General features: G+C 59.4%; 32 protein-coding genes and 4 pseudogenes. 7 read left to right on the forward strand and 29 right to left on the reverse strand.

The annotated features are described in order from the left end of the window. Positions 1–175: 175 nt before the first annotated feature. The 8 genes and pseudogenes from IPK32_26535 to IPK32_26570 all read right to left on the reverse strand — a co-directional run bounded on the left by IPK32_26535 (position 176) and on the right by IPK32_26570 (position 5,114). Positions 176–370 (reverse strand): DUF1501 domain-containing protein, encoded by a 195-nt coding sequence (locus tag IPK32_26535; protein ID MBK8095427.1) that lies wholly within the window; start codon positions 368–370, stop codon positions 176–178. 25 nt (positions 371–395) lie between these two features. After that, positions 396–509 carry a hypothetical protein gene (locus tag IPK32_26540; GenBank protein ID MBK8095428.1) on the reverse strand — a complete coding sequence of 38 codons (114 nt, stop codon included), beginning with the start codon at positions 507–509 and terminating at the stop codon, positions 396–398. Positions 510–1,039: 530 nt separating this feature from the next. Then, the gene (locus IPK32_26545; GenBank protein ID MBK8095429.1) at positions 1,040–1,279 is read right to left on the reverse strand and encodes a DUF1501 domain-containing protein; all 240 of its coding nucleotides are present in this window, start codon (positions 1,277–1,279) and stop codon (positions 1,040–1,042) included. A gap of 657 nt (positions 1,280–1,936) precedes the next feature. Beyond that, entirely contained in the window at positions 1,937–2,296 is a 360-nt protein-coding gene (locus IPK32_26550; protein ID MBK8095430.1) for a DUF1553 domain-containing protein, read from the reverse strand. After that, on the reverse strand, positions 2,296–2,634 hold the full coding sequence (locus tag IPK32_26555; protein MBK8095431.1) for a hypothetical protein: 339 nt from the start codon (positions 2,632–2,634) through the stop codon (positions 2,296–2,298). Before IPK32_26555 ends, IPK32_26550 begins: the two co-directional genes overlap by 1 nt. Positions 2,635–2,855: 221 nt before the next feature. Next, positions 2,856–3,035, reverse strand: a complete 180-nt coding sequence (locus IPK32_26560) for a hypothetical protein (GenBank protein MBK8095432.1) — start codon at positions 3,033–3,035, stop codon at positions 2,856–2,858. Next, entirely contained in the window at positions 3,032–4,123 is a 1,092-nt protein-coding gene (locus IPK32_26565; GenBank protein ID MBK8095433.1) for a dioxygenase, read from the reverse strand. Before IPK32_26565 ends, IPK32_26560 begins: the two co-directional genes overlap by 4 nt. 471 nt (positions 4,124–4,594) lie before the next feature. Next, positions 4,595–5,114 (reverse strand): annotated as a pseudogene (locus IPK32_26570) (glucuronate isomerase). On the opposite strand from IPK32_26570, the gene IPK32_26575 reads away from it, so the two are divergent. Both IPK32_26575 and IPK32_26580 read left to right on the forward strand, forming a co-directional pair. Next, entirely contained in the window at positions 5,090–5,371 is a 282-nt protein-coding gene (locus IPK32_26575; protein MBK8095434.1) for a hypothetical protein, read from the forward strand. The pseudogene IPK32_26570 and the gene IPK32_26575 sit on opposite strands and share 25 nt — an antisense overlap. 184 nt (positions 5,372–5,555) lie before the next feature. Beyond that, positions 5,556–5,987 carry a hypothetical protein gene (locus tag IPK32_26580; GenBank protein MBK8095435.1) on the forward strand — a complete coding sequence of 144 codons (432 nt, stop codon included), beginning with the start codon at positions 5,556–5,558 and terminating at the stop codon, positions 5,985–5,987. Positions 5,988–6,051: 64 nt separating this feature from the next. Here the strand turns inward: IPK32_26580 and IPK32_26585 are convergent. From IPK32_26585 to IPK32_26610, 6 genes and pseudogenes are all read right to left on the reverse strand, one after another. Then, positions 6,052–6,241, reverse strand: a pseudogene (locus IPK32_26585) (glucuronate isomerase). Between the two features lie 27 nt (positions 6,242–6,268). Then, positions 6,269–6,505 (reverse strand): hypothetical protein, encoded by a 237-nt coding sequence (locus IPK32_26590; protein MBK8095436.1) that lies wholly within the window; start codon positions 6,503–6,505, stop codon positions 6,269–6,271. A gap of 16 nt (positions 6,506–6,521) precedes the next feature. Continuing rightward, positions 6,522–6,974, reverse strand: coding sequence for a hypothetical protein (locus IPK32_26595; GenBank protein ID MBK8095437.1), 453 nt, complete (start codon positions 6,972–6,974; stop codon positions 6,522–6,524). A 13-nt stretch (positions 6,975–6,987) separates the two neighbouring features. Further along, on the reverse strand, positions 6,988–8,394 hold the full coding sequence (gene uxaC, locus IPK32_26600; GenBank protein ID MBK8095438.1) for a glucuronate isomerase: 1,407 nt from the start codon (positions 8,392–8,394) through the stop codon (positions 6,988–6,990). Between the two features lie 28 nt (positions 8,395–8,422). After that, a complete protein-coding gene (locus IPK32_26605; GenBank protein ID MBK8095439.1) occupies positions 8,423–9,574 on the reverse strand; it encodes a Zn-dependent alcohol dehydrogenase in 1,152 nt (383 codons plus the stop codon). A gap of 36 nt (positions 9,575–9,610) precedes the next feature. After that, a pseudogene (locus tag IPK32_26610) lies at positions 9,611–10,971 on the reverse strand (DUF1501 domain-containing protein). Between the two features lie 117 nt (positions 10,972–11,088). Between IPK32_26610 and IPK32_26615 the strand changes: the two are divergent. Beyond that, a complete protein-coding gene (locus IPK32_26615; protein MBK8095440.1) occupies positions 11,089–12,132 on the forward strand; it encodes a galactose oxidase in 1,044 nt (347 codons plus the stop codon). Between the two features lie 73 nt (positions 12,133–12,205). On the opposite strand, the gene IPK32_26620 is transcribed toward IPK32_26615, so the two are convergent. From IPK32_26620 to IPK32_26635, 4 genes are all read right to left on the reverse strand, one after another. Beyond that, on the reverse strand, positions 12,206–12,940 hold the full coding sequence (locus IPK32_26620; protein ID MBK8095441.1) for a heavy-metal-associated domain-containing protein: 735 nt from the start codon (positions 12,938–12,940) through the stop codon (positions 12,206–12,208). Between the two features lie 45 nt (positions 12,941–12,985). Next, positions 12,986–14,095: a hypothetical protein gene (locus IPK32_26625; protein MBK8095442.1), complete on the reverse strand. Its 1,110-nt coding sequence runs from the start codon at positions 14,093–14,095 to the stop codon at positions 12,986–12,988. Between the two features lie 71 nt (positions 14,096–14,166). After that, entirely contained in the window at positions 14,167–14,433 is a 267-nt protein-coding gene (locus IPK32_26630; protein ID MBK8095443.1) for a hypothetical protein, read from the reverse strand. A 52-nt stretch (positions 14,434–14,485) separates the two neighbouring features. Then, complete coding sequence (locus tag IPK32_26635) at positions 14,486–16,600, reverse strand: multicopper oxidase domain-containing protein (protein MBK8095444.1); 2,115 nt, start codon at positions 16,598–16,600, stop codon at positions 14,486–14,488. 231 nt (positions 16,601–16,831) lie between these two features. On the opposite strand from IPK32_26635, the gene IPK32_26640 reads away from it, so the two are divergent. The 4 genes from IPK32_26640 (at position 16,832) to IPK32_26655 (ending at position 18,540) form a co-directional block, all read left to right on the forward strand. Further along, the gene (locus IPK32_26640; protein MBK8095445.1) at positions 16,832–17,041 is read left to right on the forward strand and encodes a hypothetical protein; all 210 of its coding nucleotides are present in this window, start codon (positions 16,832–16,834) and stop codon (positions 17,039–17,041) included. Beyond that, entirely contained in the window at positions 17,038–17,532 is a 495-nt protein-coding gene (locus IPK32_26645) for a periplasmic heavy metal sensor (GenBank protein ID MBK8095446.1), read from the forward strand. The genes IPK32_26640 and IPK32_26645 overlap by 4 nt, the downstream gene beginning before the upstream one ends. After that, positions 17,529–18,116 carry a sigma-70 family RNA polymerase sigma factor gene (locus IPK32_26650; GenBank protein ID MBK8095447.1) on the forward strand — a complete coding sequence of 196 codons (588 nt, stop codon included), beginning with the start codon at positions 17,529–17,531 and terminating at the stop codon, positions 18,114–18,116. Before IPK32_26645 ends, IPK32_26650 begins: the two co-directional genes overlap by 4 nt. Positions 18,117–18,240: 124 nt before the next feature. Continuing rightward, positions 18,241–18,540 (forward strand): hypothetical protein, encoded by a 300-nt coding sequence (locus IPK32_26655; protein MBK8095448.1) that lies wholly within the window; start codon positions 18,241–18,243, stop codon positions 18,538–18,540. Between the two features lie 156 nt (positions 18,541–18,696). On the opposite strand, the gene IPK32_26660 is transcribed toward IPK32_26655, so the two are convergent. The 11 genes and pseudogenes from IPK32_26660 to IPK32_26710 form a co-directional block, all read right to left on the reverse strand. After that, positions 18,697–19,140 carry a hypothetical protein gene (locus tag IPK32_26660; GenBank protein ID MBK8095449.1) on the reverse strand — a complete coding sequence of 148 codons (444 nt, stop codon included), beginning with the start codon at positions 19,138–19,140 and terminating at the stop codon, positions 18,697–18,699. Beyond that, a pseudogene (locus IPK32_26665) lies at positions 19,097–22,202 on the reverse strand (efflux RND transporter permease subunit). Before IPK32_26665 ends, IPK32_26660 begins: the two are co-directional and overlap by 44 nt. A 160-nt stretch (positions 22,203–22,362) precedes the next feature. After that, positions 22,363–23,235 carry an efflux RND transporter periplasmic adaptor subunit gene (locus IPK32_26670; GenBank protein ID MBK8095450.1) on the reverse strand — a complete coding sequence of 291 codons (873 nt, stop codon included), beginning with the start codon at positions 23,233–23,235 and terminating at the stop codon, positions 22,363–22,365. Continuing rightward, positions 23,148–23,426, reverse strand: a complete 279-nt coding sequence (locus IPK32_26675; GenBank protein MBK8095451.1) for a hypothetical protein — start codon at positions 23,424–23,426, stop codon at positions 23,148–23,150. Before IPK32_26675 ends, IPK32_26670 begins: the two co-directional genes overlap by 88 nt. A 104-nt stretch (positions 23,427–23,530) precedes the next feature. After that, positions 23,531–24,058: a TolC family protein gene (locus IPK32_26680; protein ID MBK8095452.1), complete on the reverse strand. Its 528-nt coding sequence runs from the start codon at positions 24,056–24,058 to the stop codon at positions 23,531–23,533. Further along, entirely contained in the window at positions 24,051–24,719 is a 669-nt protein-coding gene (locus IPK32_26685) for a TolC family protein (GenBank protein MBK8095453.1), read from the reverse strand. The genes IPK32_26680 and IPK32_26685 overlap by 8 nt, the downstream gene beginning before the upstream one ends. Positions 24,720–24,830: 111 nt before the next feature. Further along, positions 24,831–25,091, reverse strand: coding sequence for a hypothetical protein (locus IPK32_26690; protein MBK8095454.1), 261 nt, complete (start codon positions 25,089–25,091; stop codon positions 24,831–24,833). A 10-nt stretch (positions 25,092–25,101) separates the two neighbouring features. After that, positions 25,102–25,302, reverse strand: coding sequence for an acetate--CoA ligase family protein (locus IPK32_26695; GenBank protein ID MBK8095455.1), 201 nt, complete (start codon positions 25,300–25,302; stop codon positions 25,102–25,104). 74 nt (positions 25,303–25,376) lie between these two features. After that, complete coding sequence (locus tag IPK32_26700; protein ID MBK8095456.1) at positions 25,377–25,940, reverse strand: acetate--CoA ligase family protein; 564 nt, start codon at positions 25,938–25,940, stop codon at positions 25,377–25,379. Between the two features lie 200 nt (positions 25,941–26,140). Next, the gene (locus IPK32_26705; protein MBK8095457.1) at positions 26,141–26,347 is read right to left on the reverse strand and encodes a hypothetical protein; all 207 of its coding nucleotides are present in this window, start codon (positions 26,345–26,347) and stop codon (positions 26,141–26,143) included. Then, positions 26,320–26,457, reverse strand: a 138-nt coding sequence (locus IPK32_26710) for a hypothetical protein (GenBank protein ID MBK8095458.1), incomplete at its 5' end; no start/stop codon positions are given. The genes IPK32_26705 and IPK32_26710, both read right to left, overlap by 28 nt.

The following is a 26,457-nucleotide window of genomic DNA, read 5'->3' on the forward strand; positions in this document are numbered from 1 at the left end:
GAATGACTCGCAGTTTCATGATTTGGCCTGATCAGATGAGTTCTTTGAGCAGTCCGCCCATGGGCACTTTTTTTCTTTGCCTGGCATGCCAACGAGTGTCGGTGTGTTGAGGTGGTGCGGTAGCGGTGCGTCCGCTGGGATGCCTAGTGGCTGGCCGTAGATGCTACCGATCACGTCAGCAGGGTGAGCACAGGACGCCCATGACTTCTTCCCCTGTGGCGTTCGATTTGCCAAGAACCTGCCCGCCTTTGAATCCACCACCCGCGAGCAGGGAGGAGAAGCATTTGCCGAAATGATGCCCGCCACCATTCCAGGGCGACTCCGCCATTCCGGACCTTCGGCGGCGACCGTATTCGCCCGTGCACCACACGATGGTGCTTTCCAGCAGCCCGTGCTCAGAAGATCCGCCAACAACGCGGCGAGCCCCCGCGATCAAGCTCTGGCAGCTTGCGGTTCATGATCTGGAAGTGCTGCTTGTGCGTATCCCAGCCCTGGTAGTTGATGGTGATGAAGGGAACGCCTTTTTCGACGAGCCGTCGTCATATGAGGCGCCTCTGACCGAAGGTGCTGGTGTCCATAGCGGTCTCGCATCTCGTCTTTTCCTGACTGGAGATCGAAGAGCTTCCCGGCATCGCCAAGGATGGTTCTCATAGGCCTGCTGTTCGGACTCAACGACGGTTTTCAGCGTCGCATTGCCGGGCAATGCACCTCCGAGCGTATTGAGGCTGCCCATGAGTTTATGACGCTCCTTTGATGCTCCTCGCTGATGTCTGGCGTGATAATGCCCTCGACCGCGAAAGGCGATCTGATTTGATCGCCACCTGCGTAGCAAAAGGCTTGTAGCGTGGCCCGAGAAAAGCCTGCCTGGGAAAAGCGGCCCTGGTGGTTGAGTGATAATGACGTAGGGCGGTATGAGCCCCTTATAACCTGCGTCGTATCCTTTGGAAAATAACTGACCACCGCTCCCGCAAGCCAGGGAACACATCACAACCAGAGGCCTGGCCTGTCTGCACGAGGTAGGCGGCGGTTTCACGGGCCGTTATTGCCGGCGTATCATGCTTCGAATGAGGGAGTATTTATCCGCACACTTACGAGCCTGCGGCGAGCCTGAGACCGATGCGAATGCCACTGACATTCGTCTCAACGTCTGGTCCAGTGCACCCGTAAACTCACGCCCGGCCTCTGGCTTCGGATCAAAGGTGTCGATACGGCAAGGCCCACCCCACAGCCAGACGGATGACGGACTTGGCTTTACCGTCTTTGGCGATGGTCGTGGCACGTGGAGCGGCCTGATGCCAATGGGCTCCATCAGCAGCAGACTGGCATTAAGCAGATGCTACGCCGCATGGCCTCGCGGCGTGAAAGGTGCCCCGCCCATGCGCTGAGTGAGGCGGAGCACGTCGCGCGCCGTTTCAGCGATGGAGGTGTTCATGGCGTTCGCTATTGGGTTGTAGGTTCAATGACTGAAGTAAAACCCGGTTGATTGATGAGCGCCCACACGATGTTTCCGTGGTTGCCAGTGAGCTGCCACTGGAGTAGGGGCAGTCATGTGTGCTTTGAGCGCTTCGATCTCCTGCAGGGCGCACGGGAGCCAGGAGGGGGTGATAAATTTTATCTTGCAGGAGTTTGCTCAGATCATGATCCCCGCCGTCCGCCTCTGTGACGAGCGGACACTCTTTGATTTTGCCAAGCACATGGCTGGAGTTTAGCAGATGCAGGCGCTGTGGTGGGCTGGTGCTCTGATTGCGTTCTGAATCATAGCCTGTGTCACGCGGCGGACGACCAAACAGCTCTAAAAACGAGCTGGTAATGCTGCCATCCGCCAAGGCGATGCCGCGTACGTTTTCAGGGATAAAGGTGAAGGGCTCTGGGATCGGGCTATAAGTTTCCTTGGTCGCGGTGATCTGATTGGGCGCATCTATGAGCACTTCAGCCTCTAATCGGCGCAAGGATAGTGTGCAAAGTGCGCGACCGCAGCTGGTGTATCCTGCACGGGCACGGAGGAGAGCTGGAAGACCTGCGAGTTCAAAATGATGCGGAAGAGATGCAGCAGATCGCATTTGGACGTGGCAAACTCCTTTTCCAAAAAAGCCAACAGCGCGGGATTTGACGGCAGATTATCCGCCCGAAAGTCAGCCGGCTCATGCACGATGCCGCGCCCCATCAGCCAGCTCCAAATGCGATTCGCCCAGTTTTTACTGAACCACGGATTCTCCGGTCGCAGCAGCCATTCGGAAAAAATAGCCCGTGGGTCCTCCAATCCCGTTTTGATATTCACCGCAAGACCATCCGGCATCACTGGCATGCTTGGGTGAGGCCATCTTTATCCGCCGTGGGATCGAAGTACACGATCTCCTCTTTCCACTCCGCCGTGGACTTGAAGGCGACTTGCGCGAAGAAGCCAGACATAGCCTCCAGCTTCTTCACAGGCCACTTATCCGCACGCTCGCCCATGAAAGTGAGCGCCACCGTGGCTGCGATCCCCTTCGGACTGCGATCCTGCATGGCGCGGTAAAAATTCACTTCGCCTTCGCGGAAGTTGCTACCGTTGGCGAGCAGCAGTTGTCGCGTGAAAAGGTGCAGCGGCTTATTTTCACGTACGCTGGTATGGATAAAGCGATGATAGGCCTGCACGGCATTGGGCCACGTTTGATGGGAAACTCTGCCTTCACGCGCAGGATGTCGCCGAACTTCATCGCCCAAAATCGGTGAATTCAGGCCGCTGGAGAAGGATCTCGATGAGCTGCGCCCTCTTGTCTGGCTGCTTCGCGGCCGCAAATCCCCGCGCCTCCTGCTCTGTCGGCAATGTGCCGATCACGGTCAAAACGCACGACGCACGAACACCGCGTCGGTTCTCAAATTACCGGTTTCAGACCAAGTTCGGTCAGTTGTGTCAAAACAAGCTCGTCGATGCGCTCATGCGGCTTCAGCTCTGCGCCGATTTTTGCTACGGGTGGACCCAAATCATACACTGGAGCCTCTGCTGCTATGGCGGGCGTGAGTGCGAGCAAAAGAAAGGTGAGCGCCTTTTTCATGAGGCACCTCCTGTGGACGGTGAGTTCCGCTCGAGAATACGTGAGAAGGCCACCCCTTCGATCTCTACCAGCAAATCGGGCCTACACACATCGGCTTGGGCATAAATCGTCGGCAGTAAGCCTAGTCGTCGCTCACACACGGCGCGGACTTTTTCAAAGTCCTCTGCGTGCTTCACATAAACATGGATCTTTGCCAAATCATCTAGCGTCGCACCCACATCGTCCCATCCGAGCCGGGCAAAATTCTCCGCAGAGATGAGCCGCTCGATATTGGTCAGCGTCTGCTCCGTCTGCATTTCTGCATCCCCTGGGTGTACGGTCTCTGCATTCACGATGCTGGCCGTGCCAGAGACCCATGTCGTCACATGATCCCCTGCCCTCACCGCCATCGCACGTGCGAATTTCGGACTCTTCACGGAATACTCCTTCGGGTAATCGAAGGCGGAGATTTGCAGCGGATTCTCCAACGCCAAAAGCGAGACGTCTGTGCGCTCGGTTTGCAGCGCCATGCAGGCTGTGATCAGACCGTGGCAAAGCGTGCCAATGCCTGTACTAGCCGGATAAACGGCGTAGCCTGGATGCACCACTGGGACAGGCCGGTTATCGAAGGCGATATTTGCAAAAAAGTCCGTGCGAGCCCGATTTAGCTCACGGTAGCGCTCCACACCGTCCACCACCTCCGTGATACAACCTTGGTAGAGCCACACCCGCACCACATCCTCAAAAGCCGCTCCAGCCTCCGCTAGTACACGGCGCATGCTCTCAAAGGCCTCCAGCGACTGCTCATAAGCTGTTCGGCCCTCGCGATGCAAGGAGCCCCCTGAGGCATAAATCCAGCGCATACCACCATAGCTCACTGTCACCAGATGCTCGTCATGGTACTCTACTTTAGCCGAACTGGTGCTCACCGCCCAGGCTTCGATGGCAAGGCCCCTCCCCTCACACGGTGGCTGTACCACAAACAACGTCAGGGGCATACGCTCCCCATAATAAGCTTCGAAAATCTGCTTCACCGCAGGCACATCCGCACGGTCACGGATAAAAACGGTCTGCATCGTCACTGCCATCGGTTCGCCCTGCTGCCGCAAGATCGCACGGATCGTAGAAACCGCCTCCCAAGCCTCATCTCGAATGCTACCCCACCCTCCGGCGTCACCATCATGGCCACGCGCTTCACATTCCCCAAATCGATCACCGTGTGATGCTGCTCACCGATGAGATGCGACGGAAACACCCGCCCCACATTCGCAATGCCCTGCGTCGGCCCCTTTCCTCCGCTCTCTCCCAGCAGTCTCCTATCCGGTGCAAGGCTGTGACTGATAAGACCATCAACGTGAACATGAGACATAGCAAAAAAGGGTTCTAGGAAGAAAAATGCGGACCCTCTGCCTCCGGTCGGAGACAGACAGCTCCACAGTTCACAACGAGCAACCCTGTACACGTATGTTGCTGAGTGCTGTGCCGACCTTGCGTTCAGCCAGCAGAGCACCTTAGCGATCCCCCCCCCCAGGGATGTCCTAAACGCCGAGATTGTACCCCTTTATGTCCGTCGAAGTCACTCACGACCTCGCCAACCCCAGATACGCCTTGGCATTGCCGTAGCAGATGTTTTTGACCATCTGGCCGACGAGTGCTTCGTCGTTCCGGGACGAGGCCGTTTTCGATGTCGGTGCCGAGGAGGTGGCAGAGTGTGCGGCGGAAGTATTTGTGGTGGGGGAAGCTCATGAAGCTGCGGCTGTCGGTGAGCATGCCGCTGAAGCGGCTGAGGAGGCCGAGGGCGTTAAATGCCAAAGCACAGAACCGTCCTGCCAAAGCGCAGCGCGGGGATGTCAAAGCACCGTAGAGAGGAAGGTGTGGCGACACCTCCTCGCCAATCCCCCAAAACCGGCCAGCGCATTCCGATGGCGGCGGTTTTACCCATCGGGCAGACTTGGGGGTTGAAGGGGGGCTTTTTCCATCCACGGACCACCGGGCATTCAGCGTCTGGCAGTACGGTGAAAAATTAGCCCGTGACAACCCTGGGCTGTATTGTGTATCACTCCCAGCTCTGAGGCATGCAACCGCTTGACCAACTGCCATGCACACGACCGGCTGCAAGAAGGCCGTGCTCAACTCTCATACTCAAAGGCACCCGCCGCAGCTTCGCAGGTGACGATGCCCAACGCGCCGCTTTCGGCATAGGCCAAAGCCTCAGCAACGCCGTCACCCCGCCGAAAATCGTCCTCAAAGGCGTCATCGCCGCCGAGAGCACCGCCTCGCCACCCTGGCGGATGCCTACGACCAAGCCAACTGGACCCAATCCCAAGTCCAACAAACCGCCAGCGCCCTCCTCCTAGACCGCCGCACCCTCGTCGAACAAAAAATCAACCCCGCCCGCCGCGAACTCCAACTCACCGCCAACATGGCCTCCCCCACCGAGTCAAAACGAACGCCGCCCAAAGAAACCCTTCGGCCTACAGCCGGGTCGGCTGTAGGTGTGACATCAAATCTCTCATTGCCTTCCTTGCTCACTCAAAAACTGTGAGCGAATCTGATTCGCTCACAATTTATCTAGAAATGACGCCGTGGGGCAAGCTCAAGAACTTGGAAGTTGAGATCACGGACTTGATCGTCAACGAGGGTGAACCGTCTGCTGACTCGATTGCTGAACTTCGAAGAATCATCTCAGAGTGCTCGAAACTCCCAGATGCTGACGAGGCGATTTGTTTCCACGGCGCAAGGTCCATTCTCGCCCAATTCGATGGGGACTACGACACCGCGATCTCCCATAGAGAAATCGAGGCGCAAAAAATAGGGCGGCTTTATGAGCTGGAGAAGCAGCATCCGACGGAAGGATGGGCGCTTCAGAATTTTCACGTTTCCGATATTGAGAAACGGGCAACTCTCCTTAAACAATTAAAACAGAAACGGAGTGGACAAGGCAGTGGTGGCAACGGCGGACAACGCCTCTAGTTCGCTTCGCTCTGGACTCCTTCCTTCCGCCGTGCCACACTTCAAACGTTGGGCTCGGGGTGCCTCACGACCTCGCCAACCCCAGATAGGCCTTCGCATTCGCGTAGTAAATGTTTTTGACCATCTGGCCGACGAGGGCTTCGTCGTTGGGGATGAGGCCGGATTCGATGTCGGTGCCGAGGAGGTTTCACAACGTGCGGCGGAAGTATTCGTGGCGGGGGAAGCTTCATGAAGCTGCGGCTGTCGGTGAGCATGCCGATGAAGCGCCAAGAATCGGTAAGTCACCCAATTGGGAACACTTGAGCCGATGGTGGAGGGGGAAGGAGTCCGGCGGTCTTCAAGTCCTTCACATGAGCTGCAATGGCATCTGTGTCCCGTTCTTCGTTGGTGTGTCTTTCGGCGGTGTAATCCCCGGAACCTGCGCTGAACTGCTGCTGATACCGGGCGTAGTCGGCGGCATCCAGGGCAGTGCGGAGCACTTGCCGGGCTTTGAGATTGATCTCGTTCAGGGTGGTCATGATGATTTCGAGGCATTTAACGAAGCAACATTGAATGCCTACTTGGTCGAGCTGCTCTTCTGCGGCAGATCACGAGGACTAAGAGAAAAAATCCGCACAGAATCAGGCTTGCCATGCCACCCAACCACGCGCCATCCATGGCCCGCTCTATATAACGAAGATTCGCTTCTGGACTCTCATAATCCATGATGCTATGCCAGCCTTCGATATTGTCTGCAGTTCTCTCTAAGACGCGCCAGAGCTTGAGATAACCGATTAGCAGAGGTGAAAGGCTTAAGATGCCGATTGGCCAAAGCAAGTTTCCGAAGCTTCTTCGCGATAGGACATAAAGCCAGCATGCGAGGGTGAGAATCACGACAGGTGTTGTCATTCCGCCGTAATTGCAGTCCACAAAGCGGTCCCACAGCGTCGGCGGTAGTTTGGGTGGATCAGGGAACCACACATCTTGCATGAGGAGCCAAGTCTTCATGGAACGAGTTCACCTACGACCTAGCCAGCCCCAGATAGGCCTTCGCGTTCGCGTAGCAGATGTTTTTGACCATCTGGCCGACGAGGGCTTCGTCGTTGGGGATGAGACCGGATTCGATGTCGGTGCCGAGGAGGTTGCAGAGGGTGCGGCGGAAGTATTCGTGGCGGGGGAAGCTCATGAAACTGCGGCTGTCGGTGAGCATGCCGATGAAGCGGCTGAGGAGGCCGAGGTTGCTGAGGGCGTTGATCTGCCACTCCATGCCTTCTTTTTGATCCACGAACCACCAACCGCTGCCGAACTGCACTTTGCCGGGCGTGGTGCCATCGGCGTAGTTGCCGGCCATGGTGCCGAAGACGTAGTTGGCGGCGGGGTTGACGTTGTAGAGGACGGTTTTAGGCAGGTGGTCCTCGGTTTCGAGGCGGTCGAGGAAGCGGGAGAGCGTCTCGGCCTGCGGCCAGTCGCCGATGCTGTCGCAGCCGACATCGGCGCCGATCTGGCGGGCGAGGCGGCTGTTGTTGTTGCGCACGGGGCCGAGGTGGAGCTGCATGGTCCAGCCTTTAGCTGCATTGAGGCGGCCCACATGCAGCATGATGTTGCTGGCGAACTGATCCTGCTCAGAAGCGGTGGCAGCGGTGCCACTGCGGGCTTTTTGGAAGATGCGCTCGGCCTCGGCATCGCTAACGAAATTGGCGTGGCAGTAGTTCAAGCCGTGATCGCTGAGGCGACCGCCGACGCTGTGGAAGAAGTCGTGACGCTGCGTGAGGGCTTCGAGCAGCGTGGCGTAGTTTTTCACGTCAATGCCGCTGGCGGCGCTGAGTTTGTCGCACCAGGCGTTCCAGGCTTCGGGTGAATGCACGGCGAGAGCTTTGTCGGGACGGAAGGTGGGATAGACGCCGACCTCGAAGCCATCGGCGGCGCACTTCTGATGGTGCGCGAGGTCGTCGATGGGATCATCGGTGGTGCAGAGGGCGCGGACTTGGAATTTCTTCAGGATGCCGCGGGCGCTCATGTCCTTCTGAGCGAGCATGGCCTCAGTCTTTTCCCAGATGGCGGGGGCGGTTTGCTCGTTGAGGAGGTCGTCGATGCCGAAGTAGCGTTTCAGCTCGATGTGGGTCCAGTGGTAGAGTGGATTGCGCAGGGTTTGCGGCACGGTTTTGGCCCAGGCGAGGAATTTGTCGCGTGGGGAGGCGGAGCCGGTGATGTGGCTCTCCGGGATGCCGTTGCAGCGCATGGCGCGCCATTTGTAGTGATCACCTTCGAGCCAGATTTCGAAGAGATTGGCGAACTGGCGATCCCGCGCGATGTCCTGCGGCGGGAGATGATTGTGGTAGTCGATCATGGGCTCGTTCTCGGCGAACGAGTGGTAGAGGCGGCTGGCGGATTTCGTGGAGAGGAGGAAGTCGTCGTGGATGAAGGACATGGGAGAGGAATGAGGGATGTGTGAATGGTTAAAAAACAATGAGGCTGCGGGCGACTTCGCCACGCTGGAGGGCATCGTAGGCTTCGTTGATCTCGGAGAGCGGATAGCGTGTGGTGATGAGCTCGTCGAGCATGGCCTGGCCGCTCTGATGCATGTCGATGAGGGTGAGTAGATCCGTGCGTGGCCGTGTGGTGCCGTAAAGACTGCCTCGGAGCGTTTTTTCAGCGTAGAGCAGTTGGTTGATGTTGATGTGAGCGCGGTCGGCGGCGCTGGTGATGCCGACGACCACACAGAGGCCGCCTTTCTTGGTGGCATCGAAGGCCTGTTCGGTCGTTTTGCCGCTACCGAAGGCCTCAAAAGCATAATCGACGCCTTTTCCGCCGGTGAGGGCTTTGATGGCCTCCACGGGGTCTTTTCCGTCGCTGACGTCGATGTAGTCGGTAGCGCCAAAAAGCCGTGCATCGGCCTCTTTGCGCGGAAAATGGTCCACGGCGATGATTTGTCGTGCGCCAGCGAGTCGAGCTCCCTGGACGATATTTAAACCGATACCGCCGACGCCGATGATGGCGACGCTGGAGCCGGGGCGGACCTGTGCGGCATTGATGACGGCTCCGACGCCGGTGATGACGCCACAGCCAATGAGGGCGGCTTTTTCAAAACTGAATCCAGTGGGGATTTTCACCACACTGGCCTCTGGCATGGTGCTGAGGCTGGAGAAGGCGGACACGCCAGCATAGTGGCGGATGCTATCGCCTGCGGAGTTGCGAAAACGCGTGGTGCCATCTGGCATGAGGCCGGTGAAGCGCATGGCGGTGCCCATATCGCAGAGTGCAGGGCGGCCTGCGGCGCAGTATTCGCAGCGGCCACATGGCCCACGCCACATGAGGATGACGGGATCACCGACCTGTAGCGTGGTGACGCCTTCGCCGACGGCTTCGATGACGCCGCTGCCCTCATGCCCGAGGATGATGGGTGTGGGCATGCTGAGGTCGCCTTTCATGACATGGAGATCACTGTGGCAGACGCCAGCGGCCTTCATGCGGACGGTGACCTCCCCACGCTGCGGAGGTAGCACCTCCACTTCCTCGATACGGAGTGGGGTTTTGGATGCGTAAAGGACGGCGGCGGGGGCGAGCATGTGCGTAGGCACGTTTTTCGCAGCGCTGCGGACTTTCTTCAAGCCGCAGTATTGGCTGCTGCACTATCTTGATCGTTCTCAGATCAGCTCTGGCATGGGCTGCCAGCCATCGACGACATACTGTGGGCGGCCCGTGAGGTCACTGAGCGTGGTCTTCACGGTGTCGATGCCCATGTGGCGATAGAGCGTGGCAAAGACCTCCCCGAAGTGCACCGGTCGGTCGGTGGGCTCACCGCCGAGTCTATCCGTGGCACCGATGACTTGGCCTGTCTTTAATCCACCACCAGCGAGCAAAGCTCCGCCGACTCGTGGCCAATGATCGCGGCCGCCGTCTTTGTTCACGATGGGGGTGCGGCCAAACTCACCCCAAGCGACGACGGCGACGTCTTTATCGAGGCCGCGCTGGTGCAGATCCTCGACGAGGGCACTCATGCCCTGATCAAAGAGCGGTAGGTGCCGCAGGAGCTGTGGGTAATTGTTATCATGAAAGTCCCAGCGTCCGAAATTCAGCGTGACGACGCGGGCACCAGCCTCCACGAGACGGCGTGCGAGGAGGAAGTGCTCCAAATTGAGCGGAGCGCCATCTCCGTAGTTTTTCGCATCGCCTTTTCCATAGCGCTCGCGGGTCTGGGGCGTTTCTTTGCTCAAATCAAGTGCATGGAGCAGCTTGCTACTGGTGAGGACATTGAGCGCCTGCTGATTGAAGGCATCCATGCTGCTGACGAGGCCAGTGGCATCCATTTCACGACGGAAATGATCAAAGCCATCGAGCAAGGAGCGGCGGTCTTCGAGTCGATCCAAGGTGATGCCATTGAGCTGGAGATCCTCCACGCCCGCACCATTCGGACGGAAGGCCGCATGCGTGTTCCCAGTGTATCCAGGGTGCCCAGGCGAGCCGTAGGGCGGATGCCCCGCCTTCGGAGCGAGTCCGACGAATGCGGGCACGGCCGGATCAGCCTGCCCCTGCAAGCGTGAGATGACGGAGCCGAAGGACGGTGGATCCGAAAGCCTGCCTGTGGGTGCATTGCCACCATTGGGGGCGGTGGACGCCCAGTGTAGCAGATGAAGCTGTCGTGCGCTCCATTCGGACTGCCATACATGCTGCGGATCGGCACCAGCTTGTCCATGATCTTGGCCAGGCGCGGCGCGTGCTCAGAGATGTGGATGCCGGGGACAGCGGTTTTGATCGGCTTATACGGCCCACGGATTTCCAGTGGGGCATCCATCTTCAGGTCATACATGTCCTGATGCGGCGGTGCCCCGCAGAGGTAGATCATGATCACGGATTTGAAACTGCGACCCGCTTTGGCCTCGGCCTCCGCCTTGAGCAGCTCTGGCAGCGATAACCCACCCATGGCCAGGCCGCCGATGCGCAAGAAATCACGACGGGAGACACCGTCGCAGAATTTGCCGTGGGATTTGCCAGAGATGGTCAGCATGAGAGAGCGGACAAACCTACGCCCAAGCTGCGCCGTTTTTTTCACCCACCCTATCCCAGCTCTCTCGGTGAAATGATTCGGCTTAAACATGGTTCGGGAGAGGGCCTCCATCACTGCATGTCACTTGCCGGATGGGCCAAGCCCATGTTTAGGCGCTACATGATGCATTTCTCCATGCTGCTCTTTCTCACAGTCACTAGCTGGACTCGCCTGTCCGATGTGCCAGATGCACGCGGCTTTGCGGGCTCCTTTGCGGGTGTGCAGGACGGGGCACTCATCATCGCTGGTGGCACTCACTTCACGGATAAGATGCCCTGGGAAGGCGGCACGAAGGTCTGGTATGACAGCATTTATCAGCTCGATCAGCCAGATGGCACCTGGCGCATCGCTGGGCAGCTCCCGAGACCGAATGGCTATGGCGTCAGCATCTCCACGCAGCGTGGCATGCTCATCGCTGGCGGTGGGAATGCCACGGAGCACTACCGCGAGGTCTTCTGGCTGAAAAGCGACTCCAAGCTCCCCGCTTTGCCGCGTCCCTGCGCATTCATGAGCGGGTGCGTGCTCGATGAAGTGCTCTACATCGCCGGAGGGATCGACTTACCCGCAGCGACGCGTGCGCTCGATAGCTTCTGGGCACTCGATTTGAAGAAAGCAGATGCCACATGGCAGCAACTGCCCCCCTGCCCTGGCGGCGGACGCATCCTGGCCTGCATGGCGGCAGCGAATGGCCATGTTTACCTCTTTAGCGGTGCCGCCTTGAAACCAGGCCCCGATGGCAAAGCGCAGCGTGAGTGGCTCCGAGATGCCTGGAGCTACTCTGCGGCGAATGGATGGAAAAAACTGCCCGATTTGCCGCGTGTCAGCGTCGCTGCTCCGAGCCCTGCTCCCGTGATCGGCAGCCAAATTTTCATCCTAGGCGGCGATGATGGCTCCAAGGCCAACTTTGAGCCCAAATCCGCTCACCCAGGCTTTCCGAGGTCCATTTTGTGTTTTGATCTTCAAACTCAATCTTGGTCCGAAGCAGGCGAAGTGCCCTTCTCACTCGTCACCACGCCAGCGGTGACTTGGCGGGGCAAACTCGTGATTCCAGGCGGCGAGTCACGCCCCGGCGTGCGCTCACCGCAGGTCTGGAGTGCTCCACTCACTCCGGCACCGCGATGAGCCGCATCCGGGCACCGCATTCTGAGCCGATTCCTTCTTCTCCGCCTCTGGCTGGTGCTTGAAGCCCGTTCATTCAATGAGCGGTCGGGAACAACATGAACACGGCCATCAAAAGCATGAGACCGTCCTCAATGATGGTGACGGTGGACATGGGAAGTTGAAATACGGTGCCTAAGCAGGCGCAGCGGATTGCGCGGTTGGAAAACACGGCACGCAACACTCCGGCGAGACTCACAGCCATGACGGTGGCGGTGATGGCATTCACGACCAGCGGATGGGTGTCTGCGAGATAGGCTAGGCCCAGTCCGAGCTCGATGAAGGGATAGACGATGCCGTAACCCGGCCAGACCTTGGCGACGAGATCATAACTCCGGTAGGCATCCGCAAAGCCGCGCAGGTCGAGCATTTTGAAGAAGGAGAAGGCGATGAAGAATCCGCCCATGAACAAGCGCATGGCCTCCGTGAGGTCAAAATGACCCCTGGCGACACTAGCAGCGAGGATGACGAGCAACAGATAGGCAAGCAGGATGAGCAGCGGCTTGTAGGTTTGCGCGGATTTCGGCGGCAGCGCGGTGCTGGGCACGGATGGCGAAGTAGCTTCGGTCACTTGGTATTTGCCGAGCGGCCGGAGCCAGTCATTGACCTCGGTTGGGCTCAAAGCTGTGCGGGTGATGATCTGCGCCTGCGGCGGTGTGAGGGTGACGTTTGCCTCGATGATGTCTGGATGCTCCTGGAGCCGTGCCGTGATTTTTGACACGCATGAGCCGCAACTCATGCCAGTGAGCGGGAATGTTTGTGGTAGGTTCATAAGCTGGGTGGATGAGGGGCCTGCTCAGGCGAGACTAGCAGCGGATTAACGGAGGATGACAAAGCTGCCATCCGGCTTGGCATAGGTAGCGGCGTAACTGGAAACGGGCAGCTTGGTGCCATCGCCAGATGCGGTGACGTGGCCCTCGGCATCGAGAACATCCCAATGCAGGCTGCCTGCTTTTCCCCAGCCGGAGCCGATGACGCTGGCGATGATGGTGCGGCCTTGGGCATTTTGCGCCAGGACGGGATGCTTGGCATTCCTGGGGCCGATTTTCTGCGCCGCACTGGTGGGAGCACCCATGAGACTGGTGATGATCTGGCCGTCATTCTCCCACGCGGCACGCAGGGTCTGCGCGGCGGGCAGGAGGCTGGCGCTGCTCATGGGACACATGGCGACGCGCCAATCATCGAGCTTGGTGAGGGTGCTGCGACTGGCCTTGCTGGTGATGAACCACATGCCGCGGGAGGTCGGTGCGGAGGCGGCGCGATAGAGCACGCTCAGCGTTCCATCGGCGGCTAAATACGCACGCAGGGAGCAGCATGCGCAGACGCCGGGCTGTTTTTCATTCAGCGGCGTGGAAGCGGAGAAAGTGCCGCCGTCGTCGGTGGAGGATCGCACAAAGACGAGGCGCTGGGCTTCTCCTGAAGTTCCGGCAGGCGCGGCGTGCCAGACGACGCTGACATGTCCTTTTTCATTGGCGGCAATCGAAGCGCCGCCATCGAGAGCGGTGGTGTCGCCCATGAGGTTTTGCTGCGCACTGAAGGCCTTTGCGCCTGATGGAAGCCGCGCATGCAGTAGCGGGGCTCGCATCATCACTTCCTTTTTGCCCCCTGTGTTGCCATTCCAGATGACCTGCACGCTGCCATCTTTCCCCAGCGCGACCTGTGCACCGCGTATCGTGCCTGCGGCGATGGCGGAGCGCGGCTCGCTGTTGACGGTGATGGGTGCGGACCATGCGCCACCGTCGGCTCTGCGTGAGGCATAGCGGATGTCGCAGGCCTTCGGATCGCCCTTCAGATAGACGAGGTGCACGAGGCCGGTGGAGGTGACGATGACCTGCGGCTGGATGCCCGGCTCCGGCAGGGATTCCACCTGCACCTGCGCAGCGAAGGCAAGCGGGAGGATCAACAGGGAGAGAAGGATGTGTTTCATACGGATTGGATGAACGCCGCCAGCGTGCAGGACTTCACAGTAAGCCGTCACAAGAAATGAGCCGCGCAGGGTTACTCGGGCAGCTTGGCGAGGTATTTGGCCTTATTGGCCTCGAACTTCTTCACGCAGGGTTTGCAGCAGAATTTGATCTCCTGGCCATCATAGACCTTGGTGATCGGGCCGCCCATACTGTCGAGGTCATTGCCGGTAACGAGGCAGGTTTTGAGCGGATAAGGCTTGGCATTGTAGGTGGCCTGAGCGGCTTCGGGAGCGGTGCAGGCACTGAGGGAGAGGCCCAGCAGGACGGTGGTGAGGAAGGTGCGGAGTGCCGTTTTCATGTTTGTGGATGTGTTTTGGGTTTATTTGTGTTTTCCGAGAGCCTGATGGCTCTCAAAAGCGGATGAGGACACCGGCTCCGAGGCCGTAGTCGCTGTGGTAGCTGGCGGTGAGGGAGGTGTGGCGGGTGAGGGTGTAGTCGGCTCCGGCACCCCATTCCCATTTCGTGCCGGTGTCATAAAAGACATCTCCCCAGACGCCGAGTCGCGGGGTGAGCTGGAAGCGCTTGGCGAGGCTGAAGCGGGCGTCGCCTTCGGTATCGAGGCTGACGTTGAGCCAGGCCATGAGGGGCAGGCGGTAGTTGATGCCGATGAGGCCGCGGTCTTGGGCGGCGGGGGCATTGGTGAGGCGATACCCGGCGAAGGCTTGGAAGTTCAAATTGAAGTAGCGCTGATAGAGGAGGTCGATCTCGTATTGGGGCTCGTCCACTCGCTGCCAGCCGACTTCCCAGGCGAGCTGGAGGTCATTTTTGGGATTCATCCAGGTGAGCAGGCCCTCGCTCATCTGCGAGGTGAGGGAGGCTGCGCCCCAGACGTAGCTCATGTCGTGCTGGTGCTCTCCGAGGCCGCTGGCGTGAGCCATGCTGTGGTCTGCGGTGGTTGTTGCCATGGGTGCGGTATCGTGGGCCTGGGTGTCTGCTTCCTCCTCATAGCGGAAGACGCGGGCCATGCCGCTCATCATGTGATAGAGAATGTGGCAGTGAAACATCCAGTCGTGGGCTTCATTGGCCTCGAACTCGACAGTGCGGGTGCTCATCGGCGGGACATCGACGGTGTGCTTGAGCGGTGAGCGTGCGCCCTGGCCCATGAGCAGGCGGAAGAAGTGGCCGTGCAGGTGGATGGGGTGGTGCATCATGCTGTCGTTGATGAGTTCCAGCTCGATGATCTCGCCTTTTTTGATGAGGACGTAGGGCTGCTGGGCCATGGTTTTGCCATCAAAGCTCCAGATGTAGCGATTCATGTCGCCAGTGAGGTGGAGGGTGATTTTGCGGCGTGGGAGATTCTTTGGCAAAGTGGTGTCGTGTGTGGCTTTGAGCAGCCGGTAGGGCGAGCCGGGGCGCGGGAGATTCAGGGAGGCGAGCGGATCGTCTTCCTTCTCTTCGAGGGCGAGAGTGAGCATCTCATCCATTTGGTAGAGGTTGGGTTTCGGCGGCACGGGGGCGCTGTGGGGCGTGCCTTGACCAAAGACTGCGCTGCTGTGCCCGCTGCCATCCTGCGTGGTGAAGCGCAGCTCGTGCTGGCCGCTTTTGGGGATGGTCAAAAGGAGGTCGTAGGTCTCGGCGATGCCCATGAGGAACTGCGGCACCTTCACGGGCTGCACGGGAGGCCCATCGGCGGCGATGATGGTGAGCGGCCCTGCGGAACTGGTGAGGTGGTAGTAGCTGGCGGCGCTGGCATTGATGATGCGGAGACGCACACGCTCGCCGGGCTTTCCCTCGATGCGGGTCTGGCGCTGACCGTTGATGAGGAAGGCGTGGTAGCCCACGTCCGACACGTCCATGGGCATCATGCGGTCCCATTCGCGAGCGAAGTAGTCTTTTAAGTTCCCACGCTGCCAGGCTCCGAGGATGGACTGTGAGTTCCGGCGCATGAGGCCGAAATAGTCGCTGCCGCGCATGAGCATACGCATGACCTCCATGGGATCGGTGTCCGTCCAGTCGGAGAGGATGAGCACCTGCTCGTGGTCTGCTTTCACCGGTTCGCCGCCGCGTGGCTCGACGACGATGCCGCCATAGACGCCGCTCTGCTCCTGCAAATGGGTGTGTGAGTGGAACCAATAAGTGCCGCTGTGCCGCAAGGTGAAGCCGAAGGTGTGCGTGGTGCCGGGCTGGATCGGCGGCGTGGTGATGTGCGGCACGCCGTCCTCTTTGTTGGGCAAAAGCAGGCCATGCCAGTGGGTGGAGGTCGTTTCGTCCTTCAGATCATTGTGGACGCGGATACGGGCGAAGTCGCCCTCACGAAAGCGCAGCACCGGGCCGGGGATGCTGCCATTGATGGCAAGCACGCGGACTTTTTTTCCTGCGGGACTCATCCGATGCTCCGCTATGTGCAGATCATATTCGACGACACGCTGACCCGGTGCGGGCTGCGTGCGCTTGCAGTCATCGCAGGCCATGGCAGCGGAGCAGGAGAGTGCCAGGGTGGCGGTGATCAGACGAAAGGCGGACATGCTGTGACAAACACCGAAGCGCGTCAGACCCCGCCAACTTTCTTCACGATTTGGAAAATACAAAATCCTGCGGGAGAATGCGGCTCTCGGTGTTTAACCCATCACCACCCCTGCCTATGAACGACGACGAACTCCATCAACTGCTGCGCCAGCACCCTGCACATCTACCGCTGCCTCCCGCCTTTGAGCGTGAAGTGTGGTCACGGATCGAGGCCGATGAGGGGGCGCAGTGTGACCTCGCTGCTTGTCGAACTGATCCGGCTACTGCTGACCTCACTCGGACGCCCAGCAGTGGCCTTTGCAACCATCGTGATCTTTGGTGCCGTAGGTGCCGGGACCAGCATGGTGATGCTCCAAATGGCCGACACGCAGCGCGGTGAACTCGCTTACCTGGAAACGGTGAACCCTCTGTTGCGTCATCATGCGGAGGTGGTGCCGTGAAGCGGGGCATCGTCATCCTCGTGACCGCCGTGGGAGTCGGTCTGTGCATGTTTTGGTGCTCCCATCGAGTGCTCGCGCTCCGCACCTCGGAGTCTGCCAAGTCCATGCCGAAAGAGAACGGCAGCCTGCTCCCGGAGCTGCATTGGTTACAAGGCTGGCTGCACTTGGATGACGGCCAAATGCAGAAGGTGAAAGCCCTCCATTTGGCCTACCTGCCAAAGTGCGAGGATCTCTGCCACCGCGTCTATCTTTCCAATCAAGACATCCTCGCTTTGAGCGCACAGAGCACCACGGTGGATGACAAGATGCGCAGTGCCATGGATGAACGCGCCAAGCTCACCGTGGAGTGCCAGCAGGCCTTGCTGGAGCACGTGTATCAAATCGCCGCTTGCTTGCGACCTGAGCAATCCCGCAGGTATCTCGGCCTCATGGTGCCCTACACGCTGGGCATTCCCGCCAAAGACACCGCCAGAATCGGAGCCCAACCATGAGCGATGCCGTCCTGCCAGACTGCCCGCCGGATGCGGACTTCGAAGCCATGAAACGCCTCGCTGATGGGGATGATCTCGCATTGAACGGCATCATGCACCGGTGGAAGGACAAAGTGTCCGCCTTTCTCTATCGCATGACCAGCAGCGCTGAAGTCGCCGCTGATCTGGCGCAGGAAACCTTCGTCCGACTGTATCAAAGCCGCGCCCGCTACCAGCCCACGTCCGCCTTTCCGACCTATCTCTTCCGCATCGCAGCCAATCTGGGGCGCAACCACGCCCGCTGGCGCACACGGCATCCCACCGTCTCCATCGAAGACTGCACCGCCACGCTCCAGCAAATACCGGGGCATGATGCCAGCCCGGATGAAGCCGCACAGCAGCATGAAACCACACTCCGCATCGAAAAAGCCATCGCCAGCCTGCCTGTCGATCTGCGTGAGGCGCTGCATCTCTTCACCTACCAGGAAATGAGCCAGCACGAGATCGCCCAAACGCTCGACTGTAGCATCAAGGCCGTGGAAACACGCATCTATCGGGCGCGGCAGATGCTCAAAGAACTGCTAGCGGACATGCGGCAGAGGTGAGCGCAGTTTGCGTGCTGATGCGTAAGGATTGCGAAAGCATCAGGGATTGGGAGCGCTGGGGTGTTGATCGTTCATGAAGGGCAACTGCCCTGGAAACCAAACCATACAACACTCAACTCATCCTATGAAAACGCTCATCCTCACCTTCATGCTCGGCCTCGCCGGACTGCTGACTTCCTGCCAGTCTCCCTCATCGACGCCCACCGCCGCTGTGAGCTGCGACAAATGCCGCACCATCCACTTCCAGGCTCCATCCAGCGGCTACGGACCAGGCAGCAAAGGCATTGTCACCCTCCGCAGCGCAGAGAGAATGTCCTGCCGTGACTGTGAGAACCAAGTCGTCGCGATGCTGAAGAACGGCAGCCTCACCAAGCATGCCTGTAGCTCGTGCGGCGGGACGCTGAACCATTGTAAGAGTCATTGATCCCTCCTAAGTTTAGCTAACAAAAGGCCGACGCTAGAGATGACGTCGGCCTTTTTTGATATGCATTCGCTCTTGCTGGACGCTTCAGGCGGCCATAGCCGCCGTCCAGCGCCGCAGCTCGAAAAAGCTGCGGTGCTGGAGCAGGCAGGACTGGGGTTATTTCTTCTCCGCCTCTGGCTTGCACTTGCATAGCCATTCTTCGGCTTTGCACTCCTCGCAGGTGGCCGTGTTGTATTCTAAGCGTGCGGTGATGGCTTTTGCGTTTGGCGTTTCTTTATAGCGCAGGATCAGCCATTCGCCCGCCTTCACCAGCGGCAGCGTGAAGCCCTTCGCGTCCTTTGTCACCTCCAGCTTCGCAGGTGAATTACGATCTCCAGTGACGGCGGTGAGTGACTGCTCGCTCATCACGACCGCTTTCATATCTTTATCCAGCAGTGCGATGTGGAATTTGCCATCTTTGACCGCGATCTCGCCGTGCATGGTTTCGTTGTCACTGAATTCGAGGATGCGCCCGCCATTCGGCCCGCGCTCCACGCCTTCGTGGCCGAAAGCGAGGCTACTGATGAGTGTGGTAATAAGGAGGATGAGTTTGGTTTTCATGGTGTGGTTTGGGTTGGTTGTTTGCCGAAAGATAAAACACCGCAGGTGTCACCATCAGGTCCAGCAGCGTGCTGCTGACCAGACCGCCAGCGATGACGACGGCTACGGGGTGGAGGATTTCTTTGCCGGGCTCGTGGGCGGCGAGCAGCAGCGGGATCAGGGCGATGCCAGCACTCAGCGCCGTCATCAATACAGGCACCAAGCGCTCTAGCGTGCCGCGCAGGATCATCGCACGGCCAAAGACCTCTCCCTCGTGACGCATGAGATGCTGATAATGGCTGATCATCATGATGCCATTGCGTGCGGCGACGCCGCCTACTGCGATGAAGCCCACCAGCGTGGCGATGCTGATATTCCCGATCAGCCACCACGTCAAAGCGAGCCCACCCATGAGTGCGAGCGGTATATTCAGCATCACCTGAAGCGCGAGTGACAGGCTTCTAAAGAAACTCGCCAGCAACACCAGCACGACAATGAGTACGAGGCCAAAATAGAGCGTGATTCGCTTTGCAGCGGCCTGTTGGGCCTGGAATTCACCCTCAAAGCGCAGGAAGTATCCTTCTGGCAGCTTCACCTTTTCACGGATCGCCGTTTCCCATTGCTTCACCAGTCCCTCTAGGTCACGCACATTGCTGTTCGCACTGATCACGATGCGGCGCTGCGTGCTTTCGCGATTGATCACATTGGGGCCTTTGCCTTCGCGAATGTCTGCCACGAGGCGCAGCGGGATGCGCTGGCCGCTTGTGGTCTCGATCAGCAAATCACCGACTTTTTCTGGCGAATCACGCCAGGCCTCCGGTAGCCGCAGCACCAGATCGATCGTGCGCGGGCCCTCGCGCAGTTCCGCCAGCATTTTACCCCCGAGAAGGGTCGATACCTGCTCATTGAGTGTCCCTGGTTGCACACCGTAGGCGACGGCTCGCTCGCGATTCACTTCGATCTTGATCTGGGGGTATCGGCACCTGCGCCTCCAGGTTCACATCGGTCAATCCGGGCACGGTTTTAGCGATGTCGCGCACCTTCTCGCCTTTCTCACGCAGCACGGCCAGATCGGGGCCGAAGATCTTCACCGCAATCTTTGCCGACACGCCACTGAGCATGTGTGAGAGCCGGTGGCCGATGGGCTGGCCGATGTTCAATGCTGTGCCAGGAATTTTGCCGAGCTTCTCGCGGATATCGCGGAAAACCTCGTCGCGAGGCCTGCCGTTGTCGAAAAACTCCACATCCAGCTCGTTCACGCTCACGGGCATCACATGGTCATCACGCTCTGCGCGGCCAGCCCGTCTGCCGACGCTTTTCACCTCTGGGATGCTTCTGAGCAGCCGCACCGCTGCCTCTCCGACTTCGTTCGAATGTGCCAGCGAGGTGCCTGGAGCACCTGCGAGCGAAATCGTCGCGCTGCCTTCATTGAAGGCCGGGAGGAACTCTTTGCCCATCTTGGGGTAAAGCATCAACGCCGCAATCAAGAGCACCCCAACAAGTGCCAGAGTCACCACAGGTGCTCCCAGGGCAAAACGCAGAAAAGTATGTCTCACCGTCCATTTCATCACTCGGACGACAAATCCATCTCCATGGGCTTTTCCGTTCGCTTTGAGCATCAGCGAGCACAAAACTGGGATCACGGTCAACGAGACGACAAACGACGCCGCCATGCTGGTGATCGTCGCGATGGCGATGGGGGTGAAAAGCCGCCCTTCGATGCCTTCGAGCCCCATCAGTGGCAAAAACACCAGCATCACCAAAACTGTCGCATACAGGATCGAGTTCCGCACCTCGCTAGAGGCACTAGCGATGATGTCGAGCCTGATTTTGCCCGGATTTTCCCGCAGCCGTCGCCACACATTTTCCACATCGACGATGGCATCATCCACCACCATGCCGATGGCTACCGCGAGCCCACCGAGCGTCATGGAGTTCACACTCACGCCAAAGAGCTTGAAGACCAAAATCGTCACCGCAAAGGACAGCGGCATCGCCATGAGCGTGATGAAGGTGGTGCGCAGATTCAGCAAAAAAAGAAACAGAATGACCGCCACCATCACCGCACCATCGCGAATGGCCTCCTTCAGATTTCCAATAGCATGCTCGATGAAATCACCCTGGCGGAACAAAATCTCCGCTGAGACACCCGCTGGCAGACTCAGCTCCTTCAGAGCTGCTTCAACCTCTGTCGTGAGCCGTAGCGTGTCAAAACCGGGCGCTTTGTCGATACTGAGCACCACGCCCATCGTCCCATTCACGCTGGCGTCGCCGCGCATGGGCTGCACGCCGTGCGATACCTCCGCCACGTCGCTAATGAGCACAGGACGATGATCGACTGCCTTAATCACCGTTTTTGCCAGATCGTCCAAGCTGGTGCTCATGCCGAGATTGCGCACCATGACCTCACGCGGGCCATTTTGCAGATAACCACTCGTGGCATTGCCACTGGCACGGCTCACAGCGGCCTCGATTTCATCAAAACTCACGCCAAAAGCGGCCATGCGATGCGGATGTGGCCGCACCTCGATCTGCCGCACGCCACCGCCGATGGTCAGCACCTCTGCGATACCGCGAATGCTCTGCAAACGCCGCCGCACGGTCCAATCTGCGAGCACTCGTAGCTCCACAGGTGTCGTCTTGCCATCGGTGCTCTTCAGCCCCACGAGCACGATTTCACCCATGAGCGAGGAGACCGGCGTCATGCCTGCTTTGACGCCTTTCGGCAGCGCTGCGCCTTGCAGTCGCTCCTGCACGAGCTGCCGTGCACGGTAAATGTCTGTGCCCCAGCCGAACTCCGCAAAAACAAGCGACAGGCCCACGTCCGAGTTCGACCGCAGCCGATCCAGCCCACCCACGCCCTGCACGGCCGCCTCGATGGGCTGTGTGACGAGCGCCTCCACTTCCTCAGGCGCGAGTCCTGGCGATTCTGTCAAAATGGTCACTGTCGGTTTCGTCATATCCGGCAGCACCTCCACCGGCAGCTCTGTGAGCGTCTGCGCCCCAAAGATCAGCACCACCAGCGCCATCATCAAAATGAGAGGTCGGTGATGCAGAGAGAAATGGATGAGGCGGTTTAGCATGACTGGGCCTCCGGCGTTGCAGCGAAGCAAAGTAGCCATCTCGCTCCGTCGAGATGAGCACACAGATCCCCGAAGCTGAGTGAGAAACGAATCACATGGCGACATGCCAATGGCGGAGCGGTGGGCTCATCTCGCAGAGCGAGATGGCTGTACAAGCCACTCACGCGGCCACCTCCTTCCGCTTCAGCATCGCGAGCAGCAGCAAAACGAAGAGCAACCCGCTCGTGGCGGCAAAGAAGGTGGTCCTTTCGCTCCAGCCTTCGGCATGCTCGTGGTCGTCGTGTTCATGCGCATGCTCGGCTTGCTGTTCGGTGGTCATTTCGGTGCCGTCTTCGTTGTGAGCATGGCCGTGGGCGGCATCGAGGGCTTCTTTGAGGCTGACGCTGCCTTTGCCTGCAAAGGCGAGCGAGTAAGCACCGCGGGTGACGACTTCATCGCCGGGGAGTAGGCCTTTGAGCACTTCGATAAAGCGATCATTCTGTGAACCGAGCACGACGGGCACTTTCATGAAGGCATTTTTCAGGTCGTAGGCCTTCACATAGACAAAACGCTGCGCCGCATCTCCCTGCACGGCGGCGCGGGGGATAGACATGACGTTTTCTCGCTGATCGACGACGATGCTGAACTCCGCCTTCATCCCTGGACGCAGCAAGCGCTCTGGATTGCCTACGTGAAACGCAGCCTCGATGGTGCCGCTGGTTTCATCCGCTACTGTGGCGATATGGGCGACTTTGGCCTCGAAAACACGATCTGGCAGCGCCGTGAGGCGGATATGGGCATTTTGGCCGAGCTTCACTTTTCCAGCGAGGTGCTGCGGCACGCTCGCGGCGGCCTCCACCGTGCTGAGATCGACGATTTCGATGAGTTCGGCCTCCGGCGACACGGGCTGACCTTGGGCGATGTTCACTTTAGAAACGAGACCGCTGATGGGCGCTTCGAGCTTGATCACCGGCGGTGGATCACCGGGCTGGCGGCTTTCGATCCAGGCGACTTCGGCACCGACATCGACCTCCTGATGCGGAATGACGAGCACGGAAAACGCACGTCCGGGGATGCGGCTGCTGACGATGGCTTTTTCCCCGGCAGCACCTCCAGGTGCCCGAGTGCGAAGATGGTCTCTTCAAAGGTGGTCTCCTCGGCCTCGGCGTATTCGAGCTGGAGATTGTCCACGGCGATATCGTCGAGAATGACGTCGGGCTTTTCACCGAAGGCGCAGCAACTCATCCAAAGAAAACTCACGCAAAGGCGCAAAGGCGCAAAGAATGAGTCTGATGCTGAAGCTTTGCGCCTTTGCGCCTTTGCGTGAGACCTTCTGAATGGGGATGAATTCATGGCGTGGAAAAAGTAGCGGCTTCGTAGCGGATGCGGGCGAGGTGAAAGTCACGTGCGGCGTCCAGCGCAGCGGATTCGAGCTGGAGGCGCTGCTCACGGACGCGGAGGAGGGGTGATGAGATCGGTCTGGCCGCTCTGGTAGGCTTTTTCGAGCTTCTGGGTTTGTTCGATGACGAGTGGGAGCAGCGTGTCGCGGGTTTCACGAACGAGTTCGGCCTGGGCCTGCATTTCGCGGCGGGCGGTATCGGCCTCTCCGGCGATTTGTTTGCCCAAAGCTTCGGCTTCCAGGCGATAGCGCTCGGCGGCGGCGGTTTTTTCGGCGATTTCGCCTTCGTTTTATTCCAAAAGGGCAGCGGAATGGAGAAGCGGATGCCGACGTGGCCGGTATTCACGCCTTGTTGCTTTTCTTGCGCTGTAAAGAGACCTGCGGTGAGATCCGGTGTGCGTTTGGCATGGGCGAGTGCCGTGTCTGTCTGCGCCGCTGTGATTTGAGCCTGCGCCTGCTGATAATCCGGCCTACGCATCCAGCCACGACGATCTGGGATGACCAGCGCTGGCAGCGAGCCAGTGAGAGAAAGCGGATCTGCGGGTGAGACGCCGAGCATGGGCTTGAGCTGCCCGAGGAGGCTGATGCGCTCTGTTTGCAGGCGCTTGGCTTCGAGCAGGAGGCGCTGCGCATCGACTTGGGCCTGTGCGGCATCGAGTGGAGAGCCCCCTTTTTCGGCACGGCTTTTTCGCGAAGGAGCCAGGCTCACCCGGGAGCCTGACCTGCTGCTGGCGTAGCGCGGACTGCTGATCCAGCGCCATGATGCGCACGGCCAACGTGCGTGCATCTGCGATCAAGCGGCGAGAGGCGTCCTGCACCTCAAACTCAGCCGCCGTGACGAGCTGGGCGCTGAGTTGCTTTTCGAGCGTGAGCCGCCGGGTGAGTGGAAAGGCCTGGTCGATGCCTATGCTGGCAGTGCGGGGGCTAACAGCGCTTTCGTTTTGAAAGCTGGTATCAAGCGTGGGGTTGGCGAGCCTGCCACTGCCTAGCTGGCGGGCACGAGCCTGCTCCACGGCCATGCGGGCAGCTCTGAGCTGCGGGTGGTGGGACTTCACGCGTGCTGCGATCTGCGAGAGAGGCAGTTCCAGAGCTGGCGCGGTGAGTGGGAACAGGAAAAAGAGATAACGAAGAGCTGACATGACGAAATGAAGCTGAAGTGAACAAACCGGGTGGTTGTCACTTCAGGATCAAATGCGTAGCGCGATGCTCTGAGTCAGCCGTGGTGGCCAAAGTGGCGGTTCATGCGTGTTTCACGCGAGATGGGCCTTTTCGTCTGTTTTCAATACGACGGAAAAATCGAGGATCGGCGTCAAAACCGCCAATGGGGCCAAAACGGCTATTTGGACGGTTTGATCGGCCTGAAGCTCTTCTTTGAGTGGAGCGTGCTCCTCATGCTCTGGGCAGCTCTGCTCGGTGGTGTGATGATCTTCACACAGATAACCACGCTGCATGCCACAAACCTGCGCACCGAGGACGGTGAGCAGCATGAGCATGATAAGGAGGCGTGGCATGGCGCGGAGGCTATCTTAAAACGATCCGGGCGTCCAGTGCGATGATGCCGGTGGGAGTGGCCAGCAGTGGATTGATGTCGGCTTCGACGATGCGTGGATGGGCAAGGACCAGATCGCTGAAACGCACGATCACATCTTCCAAGGCCGCAAAATCGACCCCAGGATGACCACGGATGCCGCGTAGAATGCGGTGGACCTTGGTTTGTGCCATCCAGCGGCGAGCGAGGGCGTGATTGAGCGGAGGAGGGCGAGGGTGCGGTCTTGGAGGACTTCGACCAGGGTGCCTCAGGCTCCAAAAAGCAGCACAGGGCCGAATTGCGCATCCTGCGAGACACCGAGGGATGAACCGGTGCCTTTGTCCTGGATCATGCGCTGCACGGTGACTCCCGCGAAGTCTGCTGGGCTGACGCGGCTGCGGATGCTGCGCCAGGCCGCACGGACGGCGGCTTCGTCGCAGAGATCGAGCTGCACACCACCGACTTCCGTTTTGTGCGTGATGGTGGCTGAGAGGAGCTTCAGGACGACGGGAAAGCCGATCTCCACTGCTGCGGCGACAGCGGCATCTTCATCCAGCGCCGCGTGTGTTTCGACGACGGGGATACCAGCGGCGGAGAGGATGGATTTGGCCTCAGATTCAGAAAGGAGGCCGGTGCGAGCAGGTAGGGCGACCTGATGCGAGTGCGCATCAAAATCAGCAAGAGCGGTCTGGGTGTCATGCAGCCAATGGAGCCGGTGTGATGCTCGTGCATGCGGACAAAGGCCTGCGCAGCACCATCTGGGTAATCGTAGGTGGGGATGCGGGCTGCATTGAGGATGCTGCGACCTTCTGCGACGCTGGTGGCTCCCCATCCAACTGGCGAGAAGAGGGCCGCGCCGTGCTCGCAGCGAGCCTGGGCGACCTCGCGGGCGATTTCGCTCGGACGTGTCATGCTCTGGGGTGTGAGGATGGCCAGCACGCCATCGACATTAGCGTCCTCGGAGACGATTTGCAGTGCCTGTAAAGCGTGTGGCATCCGCATCACCGAGGACATCGACCGGATTGTGATGGCTCAATGCGCAGGCAGCACGGCATCGAGCCCGCTGGAGGGTGTGGGCCGAAGATCTGCCAAAGTGCCACCGCCGAGGACGAGCGCATCGGTAGCGAGTGCCCCAGGGCCGCCAGCATTGGTGATGATGGCCAGCCGTGGGCCTACGGGCAGTGGCTGCTTGGCCAGTATCTTCAGCCATATCAAAGAGCTGCTCGATCGTATCGACACGCAGCACCGTTTTGCCGCAGAGCAGCATCCAGCACATCATCGCTGCCGGTCATAGCTCCTGTATGCGAGGCTGCGGCATGGAGGCCTCTGCCGTGCGACCGACTTTGATG

Source organism: Verrucomicrobiaceae bacterium (genome assembly GCA_016713035.1).
Taxonomy (GTDB): domain Bacteria; phylum Verrucomicrobiota; class Verrucomicrobiia; order Verrucomicrobiales; family Verrucomicrobiaceae; genus Prosthecobacter.